This is a genomic window from Streptomyces sp. NPDC047002, assembly GCF_040704505.1.
Classification (GTDB): Bacteria; Actinomycetota; Actinomycetes; order Streptomycetales; family Streptomycetaceae; genus Streptomyces.
On sequence record NZ_JBEYWC010000021.1, the window covers coordinates 114,569 to 130,362 of the forward strand.

The following is a 15,794-nucleotide window of genomic DNA, read 5'->3' on the forward strand; positions in this document are numbered from 1 at the left end:
GCAGACGGGGCCGGTCTTTGTCAGCCTTGAAGGTGAGCCCCCGCGCGGTGGCTCGGTATGGAAGGACGGTTCCCGTGACGGAGGCGGCTGAGCTTCCCCCTGCCCCCGAGGGGGCGCGGACGGTCTTCGGCGAGTACTTCCCCGAGGCGGTCCGCTATGCGGAGCTGCTCGCGGACGCGGGGGTCAAGCGGGGGCTGATCGGTCCGCGCGAGGTGCCGCGCCTCTGGGAGCGCCACCTGTTGAACTGCGCGGTGCTCTCCGAGGTCGTCCCCGAGAACGTCACGGTGTGCGACGTCGGGTCGGGCGCGGGGCTGCCGGGCATCCCGCTCGCGCTGGTCCGCCGCGACCTGCGGATCACGCTGCTCGAACCGCTGCTGCGGAGGACGAACTTCCTCCAGGAGGTCGTGGAGGTGCTGGGGCTCGACCATGTGACGATCGAGCGCGGGCGCGCCGAGGAGATGCTGGGCAAGGTCCCGCCCGTGCATGTGGTGACCGCCCGCGCGGTCGCGCCGCTCGACCGCCTCGCCGGCTGGGGCGTGCCGCTGCTGCGGCCCTACGGGGAGATGCTGGCGCTCAAGGGCGACACCGCGGAGGAGGAGCTGAAGGGCGCCAGGGCGGCCCTGGGCAAGCTGGGCGTCGTGGACACCTCCGTCCTGCGGGCGGGGGAGGGTGTCGTCGACCCGCCGGCCACGGTGGTCAGGGTCGAGGTGGGCGAGAGCCCGGGCGGCGTCCGGTTCGCCGCGAAGCGCGCCAAGGCCGCCCGCACAGGCCGCACCCGCCGCCGTCGCTGAGACGTGCGCGTCGCGCGCGGAGCGGGACACGGGTGTCCGGGCCGCTGACGGCGGCCCGGGGGGAGTCCTGGCCGGGCGCGCCGGTGGCAGCCCTGGGTGGCCGTGGCCGGTCCGTCGACCCGTCGGAGCCCGTGGGCATGATGCTCCATAGATGGCGCGGTGCCGGATTCTCCCGGAGTGTCGTGGGCGTCTCGTCCGGCGGCGCGTGCATCGTGTTTCACGTGAAACGTCGCTCACTGCTTCAGGGAATCATCGACCGTGGGCGCGCGGCAGCCGCACCGCGAGCCCGGAAACCCCTCGGACGGGGCACAGAGTTGTCCACAGAGGGGCTTTCCTCCACAGAACAACGGGCCTCGCTGGTTCGCCGCCCCCAAAGCATGGCAGGCTCTGTTCATTGCGAGTCTGAAGTCGAGGAGAGTGAATCCTTGCGGTCCGACGCCAACATCGCGGGACCGATGGCCGATCCGGTCCCCGGTCCCCGTACCGAGCCCGTGGGGGACGATGTTTCACGTGAAACACCGCCCCCGATGGACGACACCCCCATCGGCAGAGCTGCCCAGCTCGCGGTGGAGGCGCTGGGTCGCGCTGGCGAGGGGCTGCCGCGTCCCGAGCAGACGCGCGTCATGGTGGTCGCCAACCAGAAGGGCGGCGTGGGCAAGACCACCACCACGGTGAACCTGGCCGCCTCTCTCGCGCTGCACGGCGCCCGCGTGCTGGTGGTCGACCTGGACCCCCAGGGGAACGCCTCCACCGCCCTCGGGATCGACCACCACGCCGAGGTGCCCTCCATCTACGACGTCCTCGTGGAGAGCAAGCCGCTCTCCGAGGTCGTCCAGCCGGTGCCGGATGTCGAGGGCCTCTTCTGCGCCCCCGCCACCATCGATCTCGCCGGTGCGGAGATCGAGTTGGTCTCCCTGGTGGCGCGCGAGAGCAGGCTCCAGCGCGCGATCTCCGCCTATGAGCAGCCGCTGGACTACGTCCTGATCGACTGCCCGCCCTCCCTGGGCCTGCTCACCGTCAACGCGCTGGTGGCCGGCGCGGAGGTGCTGATCCCGATCCAGTGCGAGTACTACGCGCTGGAGGGCCTGGGGCAGTTGCTGCGCAACGTGGAACTGGTCCGCGGCCATCTCAACCCGTCCCTGCACGTCTCCACGATCCTGCTGACGATGTACGACGGAAGGACGCGGCTGGCCTCCCAGGTCGCGGACGAGGTGCGCAGCCACTTCGGCGAGGAGGTCCTGCGGACCAGCATTCCCCGCTCGGTGCGGATCTCCGAGGCCCCCAGCTACGGGCAGACGGTGCTGACCTATGATCCCGGATCGAGTGGCTCGCTGTCCTACCTCGAAGCGGCACGCGAGATCGCGTTGCGCGGGGTCGGCATCCGCTACGACGACCGCACGGCCCACCAGGGCGACCCGAACAGCCAGCAGAGCATGTCAGAGGGGATCATCCAGTGAGCGAACGACGCAGGGGGCTGGGGCGGGGGCTCGGTGCGCTGATTCCCGCTGCCCCGCAGGAGCCGGTACCGGCGACCGGGGACGAGACCCCTTCGGGGGCGGCCCTGTTGACCGCGGAGCGGGGCGTGGCGGCGGCGAAGGTCGCCTCGCTCCCGGCGGCCGCCACCTCCCCGGAGTCCGAGCCGTCCGGCGGGCGGGCCGCCGACGAGCCGGCCGAGGAGAGCCCGAACGCGGTGGCGGGCGCGCACTTCGCCGAGGTGCCGATCGGTTTCATCACGCCGAACCCGCGGCAGCCCCGTGAGGTCTTCGACGAGGACGCCCTCTTCGAACTGGTCACCTCCATCAAGGAGGTCGGGCTGCTGCAGCCGGTCGTCGTGCGGCAGACCGGGCCCGAGCGCTACGAGCTCATCATGGGCGAGCGCCGCTGGCGCGCGTGCCGCGAGGCCGGCCTTGAGCGCATCCCCGCGATCGTGCGGGCCACGGACGACGAGAAGCTGCTGCTGGACGCGCTGCTGGAGAACCTGCACCGCGCCCAGCTCAACCCGCTCGAAGAGGCCGCTGCATACGACCAGTTGCTCAAGGACTTCCACTGCACGCACGACCAGCTCGCCGACCGGATCGGCCGCTCGCGTCCCCAGGTATCCAACACCCTGCGATTGCTGCGGCTCTCCCCCTCGGTCCAGCGGAGGGTCGCTGCCGGGGTCCTGTCGGCCGGCCACGCCCGCGCGCTGCTGTCCGTGGAGGACTCCGAGGAGCAGGACCGGCTCGCCCTGCGCATCGTGGCCGAGGGCCTCTCGGTGCGGGCCGTCGAGGAGATCGTCCAGCTGATGGGTGACCGCCCCACGGCGACCCCCAAGGCCAAGGGACCACGGGCCGGCGCCCGGGTGTCCCCCGCGCTCTCCGAGCTGGCGACACGGCTCTCGGACCGCTTCGAGACCCGGGTGAAGGTCGATCTCGGACAGAAGAAGGGCAAGATCGTGGTCGAGTTCGCCTCGATAGACGATCTGGACCGCATCCTCGGCACGCTGGCCCCCGGAGAGGGGCGCGTCATGGACCATGAACGGTCCGAGGAGGCAGAGGAGGGCGACGAGGGCTGAGCCGCTCCCACCGCCGAGGGCGGGTCGAGCGCCGGGACATCACCGGCGCACGACCCGCCCTTTGCTTGCTCTCTGTGTCCCGGCGGCGGACGCCTGGATACGATGCGATCTGTGCGCCCCTGGGCCGGTGCCCCCGGGCGCGCGGGCGAGGAAGCGAGGAACAGCTTTCATGGGACGTCGGCTCGTACCGCTCACTCTGGACAACCTCTCCGACCTTCCGGGCCCCTGCCGCTCGTGCGTGTTCTGGGAACTGGACCCGGTCCGCGGGGAGGCCGCCGTGAACGACGGCACGGCCGAGGAGGAGAAGGAGTCCTGGATCTCGTCCGTCCTGCTGGAATGGGGGTCCTGCGGCCGCGTCGCCTATGTGGACGAGGTCCCGGTCGGATTCGTGCTCTACGCGCCGCCTGCCTATGTGCCGCGCTCCACGGCGTTCCCGACAAGCCCGGCCTCCCCCGACGCCTGTCTGCTGATGGCCTCGCGGATCGTTCCGGCCCACCAGGGGCAGGGCATCGGGCGGGTCCTGGTGCAGACCGTCGCGAAGGACCTCATCCGCCGTGAGTTCAAGGCGATCGAGGCGTTCGGCGACGCCCGCTGGCAGCGGCCCGCCTGTGTGCTGCCCGCCGACCATCTGCTGGCGGTGGGGTTCAAGACGGTGCGCCCGCATCCCGTGTATCCGCGCATGAGGCTGGAGCTGCGCTCCACGCTCTCGTGGAAGGGCGACATGGAGATGGCACTGGACCGGCTCCTCGGCGCCGTGCAGAAGGAGCCCGCGCTGCACCCACTGTGAGGACGGCCCGCGCCGCCGGGCTTCCGGCACAGCGGAACGACCCGCCCCCCGAGAGGGGTGCGGGCCGTTTCACGTGAAACATCGCCGTCGCCGAGAACGGCGGGAGCGGGTCACTCGCTGATGAAGGTCTCCAGGTCGCGCACGAGCGCGGCCTTCGGCTTGGCGCCGACGATGGTCTTGGCGACCTCGCCGTTCCGGTAGACGTTCAGCGTCGGGATCGACATGACGCCGTACTTCGCGGCAGTCGCCGGGTTCTCGTCGATGTTGAGCTTGACGATCTGGATCTTGTCACCGTGCTCGGCGGCGATGGCCTCGAGCGACGGAGCGATCTGGCGGCACGGCCCGCACCACTCGGCCCAGAAGTCGACCAGCACGGGCTTGTCGCTCTTGAGGACGTCCTGCTCGAACGTGTCGTCGGTTACATGCTTCAGGTCGCCGGCCACGGCGGCCTCCTTCACTCGTGGATGTGGGGCGGGATGGTCGGAGGCGGGTCAGACCGTGGCGGTCTGACCCGACGCGGGGGTCTTCTCGGGCTCCGGCGTCTCCTCGCTGTCGCTCAGCGCGGCGAGGTAGCGCTCGGCGTCCAGCGCGGACGAGCAGCCGGTGCCCGCGGCGGTGATCGCCTGGCGGTAGGTGTGGTCGACCACGTCGCCCGCACCGAAGACGCCCGCGAGATTGGTCCTGGTCGTGGGGGCGTCCACCGTGAGGTAGCCCTCGTCGTCCAGGTCCAGCTGGCCCTTGAACAGCTCGGTCCTCGGGTCGTGGCCCACCGCGATGAACAGACCCGTCACGGCCAGCTCGGAGGTCTCGCCGGTCTGCGTGTCGCGCAGGGTCAGCCCGCTGAGCTTGGGGTCGCCGTGGATCTCGGCGACCTCCTTGTTCCAGGCGAAGGTGATCTTCGGGTCGGCGAAGGCGCGGTCCTGCATGGCCTTGGAGGCCCGCAGGGTGTCGCGGCGGTGCACGATCGTCACGGACTTGGCGAAGCGCGAGAGGAAGGTGGCCTCCTCCATCGCGGTGTCGCCGCCGCCGACCACGACGATGTCCTGGTCCTTGAAGAAGAAGCCGTCACAGGTCGCACACCACGAGACACCGCGGCCGGAGAGCTCGTCCTCGCGGGGCAGCCCCAGCTTGCGGTAGGCGGAGCCGGTCGCGACGATCACGGCCTTGGCGCGGTGCACGGTACCCGCCGTGTCCGTGACGGTCTTGATGGCGCCCGTCAGGTCCACCTCGACGATGTCGTCGGGCACGAGTTCCGCGCCGAACCGTTCGGCCTGGGCCTTCATGTTGTCCATGAGGTCCGGGCCCATGATCCCGTCCTGGAACCCGGGGAAGTTCTCCACCTCGGTGGTGTTCATCAGCGCGCCGCCCGCGGTGACGGCGCCCTCGAAGACCAGCGGCTTCAGCGACGCACGCGCGGTGTACAGCGCGGCCGTATAGCCGGCCGGCCCGGAGCCAATGATGATCACGTTACGGACGTCGCTCACGGGTTCTTCCTCGTCTCTGGAGACTGCCTGCTGCCTCATCGGGACCAGTTCAAGGACTGTCATCCCACCCAACGGATACTACGGGCCGTGCATTCCCGGACAGGACGTCGGCGCGAAGGGCCTCTGGTCAGCGGCGGGGCAGGGTCTCCGTCTCCAGGACCGCGCCCTTGACGGGCGGGGTCGCGCCCACGCAGGACGAGTCGATGACATACACCCGGACCGTGGTGTCGTCCGAGGGGTTGGCCAGGACGAGGAGGTAGGCCGGCGTCCCCCGGTAGGTGCCCTGCTGGGCCGCGAGGACGGCCTCCGTGCGGCCCGTCCCCTGCTGGACGCAGCGCGGCACCTCAGGGAGAGCCTGCATCAACGGCTGACTGGTCGAGGCACCCGTGTCCGCCGAGTTGCTCTGGGTTCCGGGCGCGGACCGCGGGGTACCGCTCGGTTTCGCGGTCAGAAGGGTGTCGACACGGGTCTCCAGCGGGGAGCCGGAGAACTCGTCGGCGTTCGCCGTGGCGCTGGCCCGGGACGACGCCTGACGGTCAGCCGACGTGACCGGCGTCTTCCCGTCCGTGCCCTGGAAGAGGAGGACTCCCGCACCGATCACGGCCACGCCGAGAGCGGTCCCGAGGGCGACGCTCCTGCGTCGGCGCGGGGTCCTGCCGGGGCCGGTCGCGTTGCGGCCCGGGCCGCTGGTCGAGCGGCTCGGAGTCCCGGGAGCGCGCGAGGAGCGCGATGTTTCACGTGAAACATGAGGCTCGCCGGCCATGGCGACGGCCTCCGAAGCGGAGGCCTGCTCGTCGCTACGCGCGTCACCTCGCCCGACGTGCTCCGCGGCGGCCGAGGTCCGGTCGTCGGTGGTGGCCGCGCTCTCCCGGGGGGCCCTGGGGCCGTGGAGAGCCGAGGGTTCCCTGGCGGTGTCGAGCAGCGCCTCCGCCGCGAGAGCCGCGTCGATGCGCTCGGCGACATCGGTCGGCATGGGGGAGGAAGCGGGCAGTGTGCCGAGCAGGCCCTGGATCTCCCGCAGTGAGCGGTGGATGTCCGCGCAGTCCGCGCAGTCGTCGAGGTGCTGCCTGACCTCGCCGGTGCGGGACGGGGGCAGGAGGCCCTCGGTGTAGTCGGAGATCTCCTCGACGTCCGGGTGCCGGCCCCTGTCGGACGGGGAAGTCACGCGCGTCCACCTCCGCCCTTCAGCGCTGCCGGATCGCCCGGTTCCGTCGAGTTCTGTCCCGTCGTCGGTGGGACGGGAGCCCCGGGCGTCCGGTTCCGTCCCCCGGCCCGCCTGGGCGTGTCGCCCACGTCACTTCTGAGGTGGCTGAGGAGCGGCAGGAGACGGGCCCTGCCCCGCGCGCAGCGGCTCTTGACCGTGCCGCTCGGTACTCCGAGGACCCGGGCCGCCTCGGCGACGGGATAGCCCTGCATGTCCACCAGGACGAGGGCGGCCCGCTGGTCGGGGGGAAGCTTCGCCAGCGCCGCGAACAGCTGCCGGTGGAGGTCCTGGCGCTCCGCGGGGGCCTCGGCCGACTCATGGGGTCCGAGGAGCTGCTCCATGCGCTCGGTGTCGTCCACCGGGGTGGTGCGGCGGCTCGCCGCCTTCCTGACCCGGTCGAGACAGGCGTTCACGGTGATGCGGTGCAGCCACGTGGTGACGGCTGACTGGCCCCGGAACGTATGGGCGGCGCGGAAGGCGGAGACCAGGGCGTCCTGCACGGCGTCGGCGGCCTCCTCCCGGTCGCCCAGCGTGCGCATCGCGACGGCCCACAGTCGGTCGCGGTGGCGGCGCACAAGCTCACCGAAGGCGTCCGGATCGCCGTCGACATGGGCGGCCAGAAGGTCTTGGTCGCTCACGTCGGTGAGTGCGGCGTCGTCCAACGGTGAGCCCCTCCCCTGATCCGGTCAGCTGGTGACGTGGATCTCCGAGACCGAGCCCCGGTAGCCGCCGTCCCCGACCGCCGGAAGTTTGGTCAGCCAGACCAGAACGTACCGCGACTTCACCGGGGCGGAAGGCTTCAGCTGTACTTTCTCACCGGTTCCCTCGGCAATCTTCGTGAACCCGTCGAGCGAGGTCGGGCTCGCGCCGGCGTCGGCTGACGCGGTCCTCAGCTCGACGGACGTCTGCCCGACGAAGTCGACCGTGACCGATCCGACCTGCTGGACGCTGCCGAGGTCCAGGATCAGGCCGACCCCGGCCTTCAGATTCCCGAAGGTCGGCTCGCCGATGTAGCGCTTGGTCTCCCACGAGGTGGCGGAGTTGCCGTCGTACGCCTTCGGGACGTCGCCGGGGTTCTCCGATCCGTCGCCCGGCGGGGGGTCGAAGTCATGGGCCCCGGCGATGGCCAGGGGCTTCGAGGCGGCGGCCGCCTTGTCGCCGTCGTCCTTGGTGACCTTCGAAGGGGCCGGCGAGTCGTTGTCGCGGTGGCTGAGCACCCGGTCGGCGATCTGCCAGCTGCCGAGGCCGAGGGCCACGATCACCAGGGCGGAGACCACCCACTTCAGGAGCCTGCCGGGACGCGTCTGGAGCGGGGGCGGCGGCACGATCGGCGGTGCGACCACCGTGCTGCGCGGGCCGGGCTGCGGCGTCCCGTAGCTGCCCTGCTGGTAGGTGGTGCGCTGGTAGTCAGGGGGCGCGGTGAAGGCGGGCTCTGGCGGCCGGATGCGGGGCATCTCCGCCACGGCCTTCGCGAGTTCGTCGGGCGTGGTGCAGGGCGGCTCCTGCCGCGACGCCGTGGCGCCGTCGTTGGCGAGGGCCCGCATGGCGAGCTCGGAGAGCCCTCGGTGGACGCCCGCGCGCACCTGGTCGGGCGGCAGGAGCCCGACGCCCTTCGGCAGGCCGGTCAGCCCGTAGGCGTCGGTCTCGTAGGGCCACCGCTGGGTCAGGGAGGCGTAGAGGAGGGCGCCGATGGCCTCGGTGTCGGTGCGCTGCGGGCGGTCCGCTGTGATGCCGCGCAGCGCGGCGTTCACCGCGAGGCCGCGGATGCGGTACTGGCCGCCCGAGGTGCGCAGCACGGCGCCGGGCGTCAGCCGCAGGTGCGCAAGCCCTTCGCGGTGGGCCGCGGCCATGGCCTGGGACACCTGGCTGACGAGCTGGTAGGTGTCATGGGCCTCCAGGGTCCCCGAGGCGAGGAGAGCGGTGAGTTCGACCGCGTCGGGCAGCCATTCGTGGACGACGTAGACGAGGTCGTTCTCCTCGACGGCGTCGAGGACCTGCACGAAGCGGGGGTCGCCGAGGAGCGCGGCGGACCTGGCGGCGGCCAGCACGGAGCGGGCGCGGGGGTGCTCGGCGGGGAGGAGGTGCACACCGACCGCGCGGCGCAGCTTCTCGTCGACGGCACGCCAGCTGCTGAATCCGTCCAGACGGGTGACGCACTCCTCCAGGCGGTAGCGTCTGGCCAGCTTGTGGCCGCTGTGCAGCTCCGGCGCCACGAAGTCCTGCTCGGCCTCGCCGGCCTCGTCGCTCGTGTCGGGCGTTGTCGCGGCCGCGGACTGCTCCGCGCTGTCCTGGGCTTCCGCCGCCCCGTCGGCCGTGGTCTCCTCCGCCGTGTCCTGCTTGGCGGACAGCGGCTCGTCGCCACCGTTGTCGGCCACGTCGACGGCAGCCGTGCTACGTTCCGCCACCGTCGCTCCTGCCTCCCCATCCGTTGCGCACTGTTCAACAGCCAAGCCAATTGTGCCCGCAGTAGGTGCTATGCACGACACACGGTGCCCGGCGATGGTTGTGCCAGGACCGCGCGCCGCTACCGCCCCAGGCGGCCGCGCACCATCCCGACCATGCCGTTCAGTTCCTCGATCCGCATCTTCTTGGCCGCGACGTAGAAGACGCCGAGCAGCGCCGCGCCGCCGAACGCGAGCGCCAGGAGGGCACCGCCCGCTCCCTCGCTCACATACTTCAGGATCGCCAGTCCGATCGCACCACCGACGATGGCCCCTGGGATGGCCGCGAGGCAGAGACGGGCGTACGTCCGCGTGACGCGCTTGCCGTCGAGGTCGCCGTTGACCCGTTTCGCAAGCCTGCGCCAGGCGACGCCCACTCCGACCGCGTAGGCGATCCCGTACGAGGCGGCCATGCCGACGACGGCCCAGCGCGCGGGCAGCACCAGATAACAGATCGCGGAGGCGGCGGCGTTGACCGCGGCGACGACGACGGTGTTGTAGAAGGGCGTTCGCGTGTCCTCGTAGGCGTAGAAGCCGCGCAGGACGACGTACTGCACGGAGTAGGGAATGAGTCCCAGGGCGAACGCCATCAGGATGTAGCCCATGGAGCGGGCGGAGTCCAGGCCGCTCGACGAGAACAACAGCGTCGAGATCGGTACGCCGAGCGCCAGAAAGAGGAAGGCGATCGGCACAATCGCGACAGCGGAGGTCCTGAGGCCCTGTGAGATGTCGTCGCGCACGGCACCGGAGTCGCCGTCGCTCGCCGCTCGCGAGATGCGCGGCAGCAGGGCCGCCATCACGGACACGGTGATGATGGCCTGCGGCATGCCCCAGATCAGCTGGGCGTTGCTGTACGCGAGGAAGCCCCTGCCCTGCGCGTGGGACGCGTTGCCGGCCGCCGTGGACAGCTGTGTGACAACCAGCACGCCCGCCTGGTTGGCGAGGACGAAGAGGACTGTCCACTTGGCGAGCGCCACGGTCTTGCCGAGTCCGTGCCCACGCCAGTCGAAGCGCAGCCGGAACTTGAAGCCGGCCTCGCGCAGGTAGGGGATCATTGCCAGTGCCTGCACCGTCAGGCCGAGCAGGGTGCCGATGCCGAGCAGCCGGACGCCGTCCGGCGGGATGGTGCGTACCGTCATGTGGGAGTCGGCAGCCGTGCCGTAGACCCAGATGAACAGGCCGAAGGTGGCGATCATGACGATGTTGTTGAGGACTGGGGTCCACATCATCGCGCCGAACTTGCCGCGCGCGTTCAGGACCTGACCCATGATCACGTGGATGCCCATGAAGAAGATCGTGGGCAGGCAATAGCGCGCGAAGGTCACGCCGACGTTGTCGGCGTCCGGATTGCCGGCCACGGTCCCGGAGAGCGCGTGGATCAGCTCAGGTGCACCGAGCACCACGATGGCGACGATGACGGCGAGCACGACCATCGCGAGGGTGAGCAGCCGGTTGGCGTACGCCTCGCCATTGTCGTCGTCCTCCTTCATCGCGCGGACGAGCTGCGGAACGAAGACCGAGTTGAGGCCACCACCGACGGTGAGGATGTAGATCATCGTCGGCAGGGTGTAGGCGACGGTCCACGAGTCGCCGAGGAGGGAAGCCCCCAGGGCCGCGGTGATGACGAGGCTGCGGATGAAGCCGGTCAGACGGGACACCAGGGTGCCGGCGGCCATGACGGCACTGGACTTGAGGAGCCCGCCCGACTTCGCGGGCTTCGCCGGGGCGGGCTGCTCGGGCTCGGGCTCTGCGGGGGCCGCGGGCGCGCCCGCCTGCTGGTCGCGGTAGAGGTGCGCGAACGCGTCCGGCCGCTGCGGCTCCGTGCCGGCCCTGGTCACCAGGTCGTCGACGCCGGTGAACTGCATGGTCCTGTCGTCGCCGTAGGACTCCTGCGGCGTGCTCTGCGCCCACACCCGCGGGTCGGGACCGTAGCGCTGCTGCTGGGGCTGCGGCCGGTACAGCTGCTGGGTGGCGTCCGCGGGCGTGCCGGGCGCCTGCGGCGGGTGCGCCGCGCGGTCCTGGAGTGCGTCGGTCACCGGATCCCGGGACGAGTGCTCCCGGGCCCAGTACGGGTCCTCCCGGTACGCCTCCTGGACGTACGGGTCCCCGGCCTGGGGGGCGTACGGCGGCTGCTGTGCGTGCTGCTGGGACTGCTGCTGTTCCTGGGGGTACGGCTGCTGGGCGTACGGATCGCCCTGCGCGGGCGGCGGCGGTGCGGGGTGCTGCCCCGCGGGGTCGCCGCCCGTGCCAGGGCCGCGCTCACCGTCGTACGGCGCGTTCATGGATTACCCCACCTCATCGTCCCGGGCCGGCCGGCCACGACATCGCTCAACGGTCCACCTTCTCACCCGAGCCCGACGGTGCCGGGTTTCCAGGTCGGGTGTCCACTGCGGGGTCACTCGGCTGCTCGCCGTCCGAGCCGTTCGCCGGGCCGTCGCCGGGACCGTCCGCGGGGCCGTCGTCCGGCCCGCCCTCCGGGCCGTCGCCCCGTGCTTCCTGGGCTGCCGCGCGGCGGGCGGCCGCGCGCTTGCGCCTGCTGTACATCTTGACGCCTGCGAAGACGAGCAGCAGCACACCGCTCGCGATGACCAGCATGGCGGTGGGGGTGATCTCCGAGACCTTGACCTCGAAGGTCATCTTCTGGCTGTAGGGGCGGCCGTCCTGGGTGAACAGCTGCGCGCTCACCTCGACCGGGCCGTTGGCGTTGCCGGTGCCGGTGAACTTCACCGACTGACTGTGGCCGCCGCCGACCTTGATCGGCTGGTCCGCCACGGCCTTGTCGCCGTCGAGCTTGAGGCGGGTGGGCTTGCTCGACGAGAGCCGCAGCACGAGGTGCTGGACGTCCTGGAGAAGCTTGTTCTGGACCGTGACCGGGATGGTCGCGCTCGCTCCCGAGAGCGTCAGGTCGGACTTGGGGACGAGCAGCACCTCGCCCCTGAGGCCGTCCAGGTAGGCCCGCACCGATCCGCGGTAGGCGCTCGCCCGCCCGGTGTCGCCCCGCCAGGAGGTGGACATCGACCGCTCCTGGGCGTTCGCGAAGGGCGCCTCGACCCGGTCGGGGGCGCTGAGGATGTCCGTGAAGCGGGTGAGCAGGTCCTGGGTGTCCTGGATCTGCTGGAACGCCGAGGTCGGGAGCTCCTGCTTGCGCAGGCTCCGCGGGTAGCCGGACTGCGGGGGGACGTGGGTGTTCGCGCTCGGGTCGGGGGTGGCCGAGGCCGCGTCCATCAGGTTCTGCGGCTCGGTCCAGCGCTCCGAGTCCAGCCCGTGCAGCGCGGCGGCCATCGCCTGGACCTGCCCGGCGTTCGGCATCCGCTGGGGCGCGACGACGATGCTGCGCTGCTTGTCCGGCTCCTGCTGGGCCAGGGCGAGCGACTGGGCGAGGAACCGCTGCACCGCGAGCGTGGAGGCGGAGGCCGTCGTCAGGTCGCCCTGGAAGGCCGTGGAGAGCCGGGTGTCGGCGACGACCGCCGTCGTACCGCCGCCCACGGGCCGTGCCGCGGTCGGCGTGTAGGGCAGGTTGTCGACGAGGCTGTCGCTGCGGGCGATCACCTTGTCGGCGCCCGCGGAGGTCGCCACGTCGACGATGGACGGGTCGACCGCCCCGTCGACCGGCCAGGCGAAGTCCGTGGACGGCGTCACATGGAGGATCGTGTCCACGGTGGTCGCGGCGACCTGGGTGGCCGGCTGGAGGTGGCTGAGCCCCCCGGACACGCCCCGCCCGGTGTGGGCCAGGGACGCCAGGTCCGGGTCCGCGAACGGCAGGGCGACCACCGGGTGGTGCTGCACGGCCTTCTCCAGCGAGTTCAGCCACTGGTTGGCGAGCTGCTGGTTCTTGCCGGGGACCGTGGTGTTCCCCTTCTTGATGCTGTACCTGTGCGTCATCGCGTCGACCGTGGCCAGCAGGTCGGGGTCGATGACCCAGGTGACGGGCAGCTGGCTGCCGAGGGCCACCATCTGCTGGAGCCGTCCGCCGGGCGCCAGGTCGGCCGCGAGGTCGTCGTTGTCGAAGACGGGCGTCTGCTGCTCGTCCGCGCCCGTCTGCGCCGACAGGTGGATCGTGGAGACCAGCGGCCACAGGAAGGTGAGCTGTGTCTTCTTGTCCGTGGGCTCGGGCTGCCACGGCAGGAACGTGCGCTGTATGCCGAGCACGTGATCCCAGGGCTCCCGGGCGGTCTCGCCCGAGAGGGAGACACCGAGCTGGTAGACGCCGCTCTCGTCGAGGCCGAGGTCGCTGACGGGCACCGAGAGGGCGAAGTCCTGGCGGGCCCTGCCCGGCAGGTGCGCGATCTTGACGCGGTACTTGCCGCCCAGCGGCGCGACCTGGACCGCGGTGCTCGCCGACGCGTTCGCGGCGTCGTCGATGGCGCTGCGGCCCGAGAGGCGGGGGCCGACCCGCAGGTCGACGTCCGCGTCGTCGACGGCGGTCTTGCCGCGGTTGGTCACGGTGCCGGAGATGGTGAGGGTGTCGCCCTTGACCGGTGCGCTCGGCGAGAGCGTGTTGAGGGCCACGGCGACGGTGCCGTCCGCGCCCGCCTTCACCGGCGCGGACGCCGGTTCCGGTGCCGCGGGGACCGCCGTGTGCGCGGCCTGCGCGGTGCCCGCGAGCAGGCCCGCGAGGAGTGGAGCTCCGGCGGTCAGGGCCACTGCGCGCCGCAGCCACCGACGGGCAGCGCTGTGGCCCGTCCCCCGGAAGTGTGCCGCATCGGCCACGCGCTCGTCCGTCCCTCGTCCTCGTTGGCTGCCGCTGGTGGTCTGTCGTTCGGTGCGTCCCCGCATGGTAACGATGGGCGCTGTGGCGAAGTGCTGGGGAGTGTTCCACGAGATCGTGAAGACTCTCATGCCCGGCGGTGCGACCGCACACCGAGGAGGCGGGGGTACGGACGAAACCCGTTGATACCCGTTGATGTACGGGATACCGGAAACCGGAGCGGACCGCGTCCTCCGCTGCACGTACGCTTTCCTGTTGTGCCGAACGCCAACGAAGACAATCCCCGTGCACTGAATCAGGTGCAGAGCCGCGCGGTCAGTGAACTGCTGCGGGTGTCCCCCGTCGCCGATGCCCTGGCGCTCCGGTTCCAGGAGGCGGGCTTCTCGCTCGCCCTGGTGGGCGGGTCGGTACGGGACGCCCTGCTCGGCCGGCTCGGCAACGACCTGGACTTCACCACCGACGCCCGGCCGCTGGACATTCTGAAGATCGTGCGGCCGTGGGCGGACGCCGTGTGGGACGTGGGGATCGCGTTCGGCACCATCGGCTGCCGCAAGACCGCGCTGGTGGACGGGGTCGAGCAGGACTTCCAGATCGAGGTGACGACCTACCGCTCGGAGGCGTACGACCGCGCGTCGCGCAAACCCGAGGTGTCGTACGGCGACTCGATCGAGCAGGACCTGGTGCGCCGCGACTTCACGGTGAACGCGATGGCGCTCGCGCTGCCGCGCAAGGAGTTCGTCGATCCGCACGGCGGCCTCGACGACCTCGCCCGGCGCGTGCTGCGGACTCCGGGGACGGCAGAGGAGTCCTTCTCCGACGACCCGCTGCGGATGCTCAGGGCCGCGCGCTTCTCGGCGCAGCTGGACTTCGAGGTCGCCGCCGACGTGATCGCCGCCATGACGGAGATGGCCGACCGGATCGGGATCGTCTCGGCCGAGCGGGTGCGGGACGAGCTGAACAAGCTCCTGCTGTCCGGGCACCCCCGCAAGGGGCTGGCCCTGCTCGTCGACACCGGCCTCGCCGCGCGGGTGCTGCCCGAGCTGCCGACGCTGCGGCTGGAGAGCGACGAGCACCACCGGCACAAGGACGTGTACGAGCACTCGCTGACCGTCCTGGAGCAGGCCATCGACCTGGAGGAGGGCGGGCCCGACCTGGTCCTGCGCCTCGCCGCGCTCCTGCACGACGTGGGCAAGCCCCGGACGCGCCGCTTCGAGGGGGACGGCCGGGTCTCCTTCCACCACCACGAGGTGGTGGGGGCGAAGCTCGTGAAGAAGAGGATGACCGCCCTCAAGTACCCCAACGACATGGTCAAGGACGTCTCCCGGCTGGTCGAACTCCATCTGCGGTTCCACGGCTACGGGTCGGGGGAGTGGACGGACTCCGCCGTGCGCCGCTACGTACGGGACGCGGGACCGCTGCTCAGCCGACTGCACAAGCTGACCCGCTCGGACTGCACCACCCGCAACAAGCGCAAGGCGGCCGCGCTCTCCCGTGCGTACGACGGCCTGGAGGAGCGGATCGCGGAGCTCCAGGAGCGGGAGGAGCTCGACGCGATCCGGCCGGACCTCAACGGCAACCAGATCATGGAGATCCTGGACATCGGGCCCGGCCCCGCGATCGGTGAGGCCTACTCGTTCCTGCTGGAGCAGCGGCTCGAACAGGGGCCCCTGGGGCATGACGAGGCCGTGGCGGCGCTGAGGAAGTGGTGGGCGGAGCGGCAGGGCGCCTGAGGGCGCCAGACGAGGGGGCGGGGTCATGTTTCACGTGAAACATGACAGATCGGAAGAGCGTGGGGTGGGGGAAGAGTGTTGGTGGAGGTGTGTTG

12 protein-coding genes are annotated in these 15,794 nt (G+C 71.3%); 5 read left to right on the top strand and 7 right to left on the bottom strand.

The window, feature by feature from the left end:
* Positions 1–74: 74 nt before the first annotated feature.
* The 4 genes from rsmG (at position 75) to AB0910_RS20415 (ending at position 4,132) form a co-directional block, all read left to right on the top strand.
* Positions 75–791, top strand: a complete 717-nt coding sequence (rsmG, locus tag AB0910_RS20400; RefSeq protein ID WP_366745994.1) for a 16S rRNA (guanine(527)-N(7))-methyltransferase RsmG — start codon at positions 75–77, stop codon at positions 789–791.
* Between the two features lie 377 nt (positions 792–1,168).
* Positions 1,169–2,248, top strand: coding sequence for a ParA family protein (locus AB0910_RS20405; RefSeq protein WP_366745995.1), 1,080 nt, complete (start codon positions 1,169–1,171; stop codon positions 2,246–2,248).
* Complete coding sequence (locus AB0910_RS20410) at positions 2,245–3,345, top strand: ParB/RepB/Spo0J family partition protein (RefSeq protein ID WP_366745996.1); 1,101 nt, start codon at positions 2,245–2,247, stop codon at positions 3,343–3,345. Before AB0910_RS20405 ends, AB0910_RS20410 begins: the two co-directional genes overlap by 4 nt.
* A gap of 169 nt (positions 3,346–3,514) precedes the next feature.
* A complete protein-coding gene (locus AB0910_RS20415) occupies positions 3,515–4,132 on the top strand; it encodes a GNAT family N-acetyltransferase (protein WP_366745997.1) in 618 nt (205 codons plus the stop codon).
* A gap of 110 nt (positions 4,133–4,242) precedes the next feature.
* Here the strand turns inward: AB0910_RS20415 and trxA are convergent, their stop codons facing one another.
* The 7 genes from trxA to AB0910_RS20450 all read right to left on the bottom strand — a co-directional run bounded on the left by trxA (position 4,243) and on the right by AB0910_RS20450 (position 13,971).
* Positions 4,243–4,575 (bottom strand): thioredoxin, encoded by a 333-nt coding sequence (trxA, locus tag AB0910_RS20420; RefSeq protein ID WP_366745998.1) that lies wholly within the window; start codon positions 4,573–4,575, stop codon positions 4,243–4,245.
* Between the two features lie 48 nt (positions 4,576–4,623).
* Positions 4,624–5,616: a thioredoxin-disulfide reductase gene (gene trxB / locus AB0910_RS20425; protein ID WP_366745999.1), complete on the bottom strand. Its 993-nt coding sequence runs from the start codon at positions 5,614–5,616 to the stop codon at positions 4,624–4,626.
* 127 nt (positions 5,617–5,743) lie between these two features.
* The gene (locus AB0910_RS20430; RefSeq protein WP_366746000.1) at positions 5,744–6,781 is read right to left on the bottom strand and encodes a zf-HC2 domain-containing protein; all 1,038 of its coding nucleotides are present in this window, start codon (positions 6,779–6,781) and stop codon (positions 5,744–5,746) included.
* Positions 6,778–7,482 (bottom strand): RNA polymerase sigma factor SigM, encoded by a 705-nt coding sequence (sigM, locus tag AB0910_RS20435; RefSeq protein ID WP_366746001.1) that lies wholly within the window; start codon positions 7,480–7,482, stop codon positions 6,778–6,780. Before sigM ends, AB0910_RS20430 begins: the two co-directional genes overlap by 4 nt.
* A 24-nt stretch (positions 7,483–7,506) precedes the next feature.
* Positions 7,507–9,225 (bottom strand): protein kinase family protein, encoded by a 1,719-nt coding sequence (locus AB0910_RS20440; protein WP_366746002.1) that lies wholly within the window; start codon positions 9,223–9,225, stop codon positions 7,507–7,509.
* A gap of 119 nt (positions 9,226–9,344) precedes the next feature.
* Positions 9,345–11,543 (bottom strand): murein biosynthesis integral membrane protein MurJ, encoded by a 2,199-nt coding sequence (gene murJ / locus AB0910_RS20445; RefSeq protein ID WP_366746003.1) that lies wholly within the window; start codon positions 11,541–11,543, stop codon positions 9,345–9,347.
* A gap of 46 nt (positions 11,544–11,589) precedes the next feature.
* Positions 11,590–13,971, bottom strand: coding sequence for a DUF6049 family protein (locus AB0910_RS20450; RefSeq protein ID WP_366746004.1), 2,382 nt, complete (start codon positions 13,969–13,971; stop codon positions 11,590–11,592).
* Positions 13,972–14,226: 255 nt separating this feature from the next.
* Between AB0910_RS20450 and AB0910_RS20455 the strand changes: the two genes are divergently transcribed.
* A complete protein-coding gene (locus AB0910_RS20455) occupies positions 14,227–15,699 on the top strand; it encodes a CCA tRNA nucleotidyltransferase (RefSeq protein WP_366746005.1) in 1,473 nt (490 codons plus the stop codon).
* The last annotated feature ends 95 nt before the right edge of the window (positions 15,700–15,794 follow it).

Excerpts from the sequence above, each read along its gene's own strand:
- AB0910_RS20415 (WP_366745997.1), top strand. The coding sequence starts at position 3,515 with ATGGGACGTCGGCTCGTACCGCTCACTCTGGACAACCTCTCCGACCTT.
- murJ (WP_366746003.1), bottom strand. The coding sequence starts at position 11,543 with ATGAACGCGCCGTACGACGGTGAGCGCGGCCCTGGCACGGGCGGCGAC.
- AB0910_RS20405 (WP_366745995.1), top strand. The coding sequence starts at position 1,169 with ATGGCAGGCTCTGTTCATTGCGAGTCTGAAGTCGAGGAGAGTGAATCC.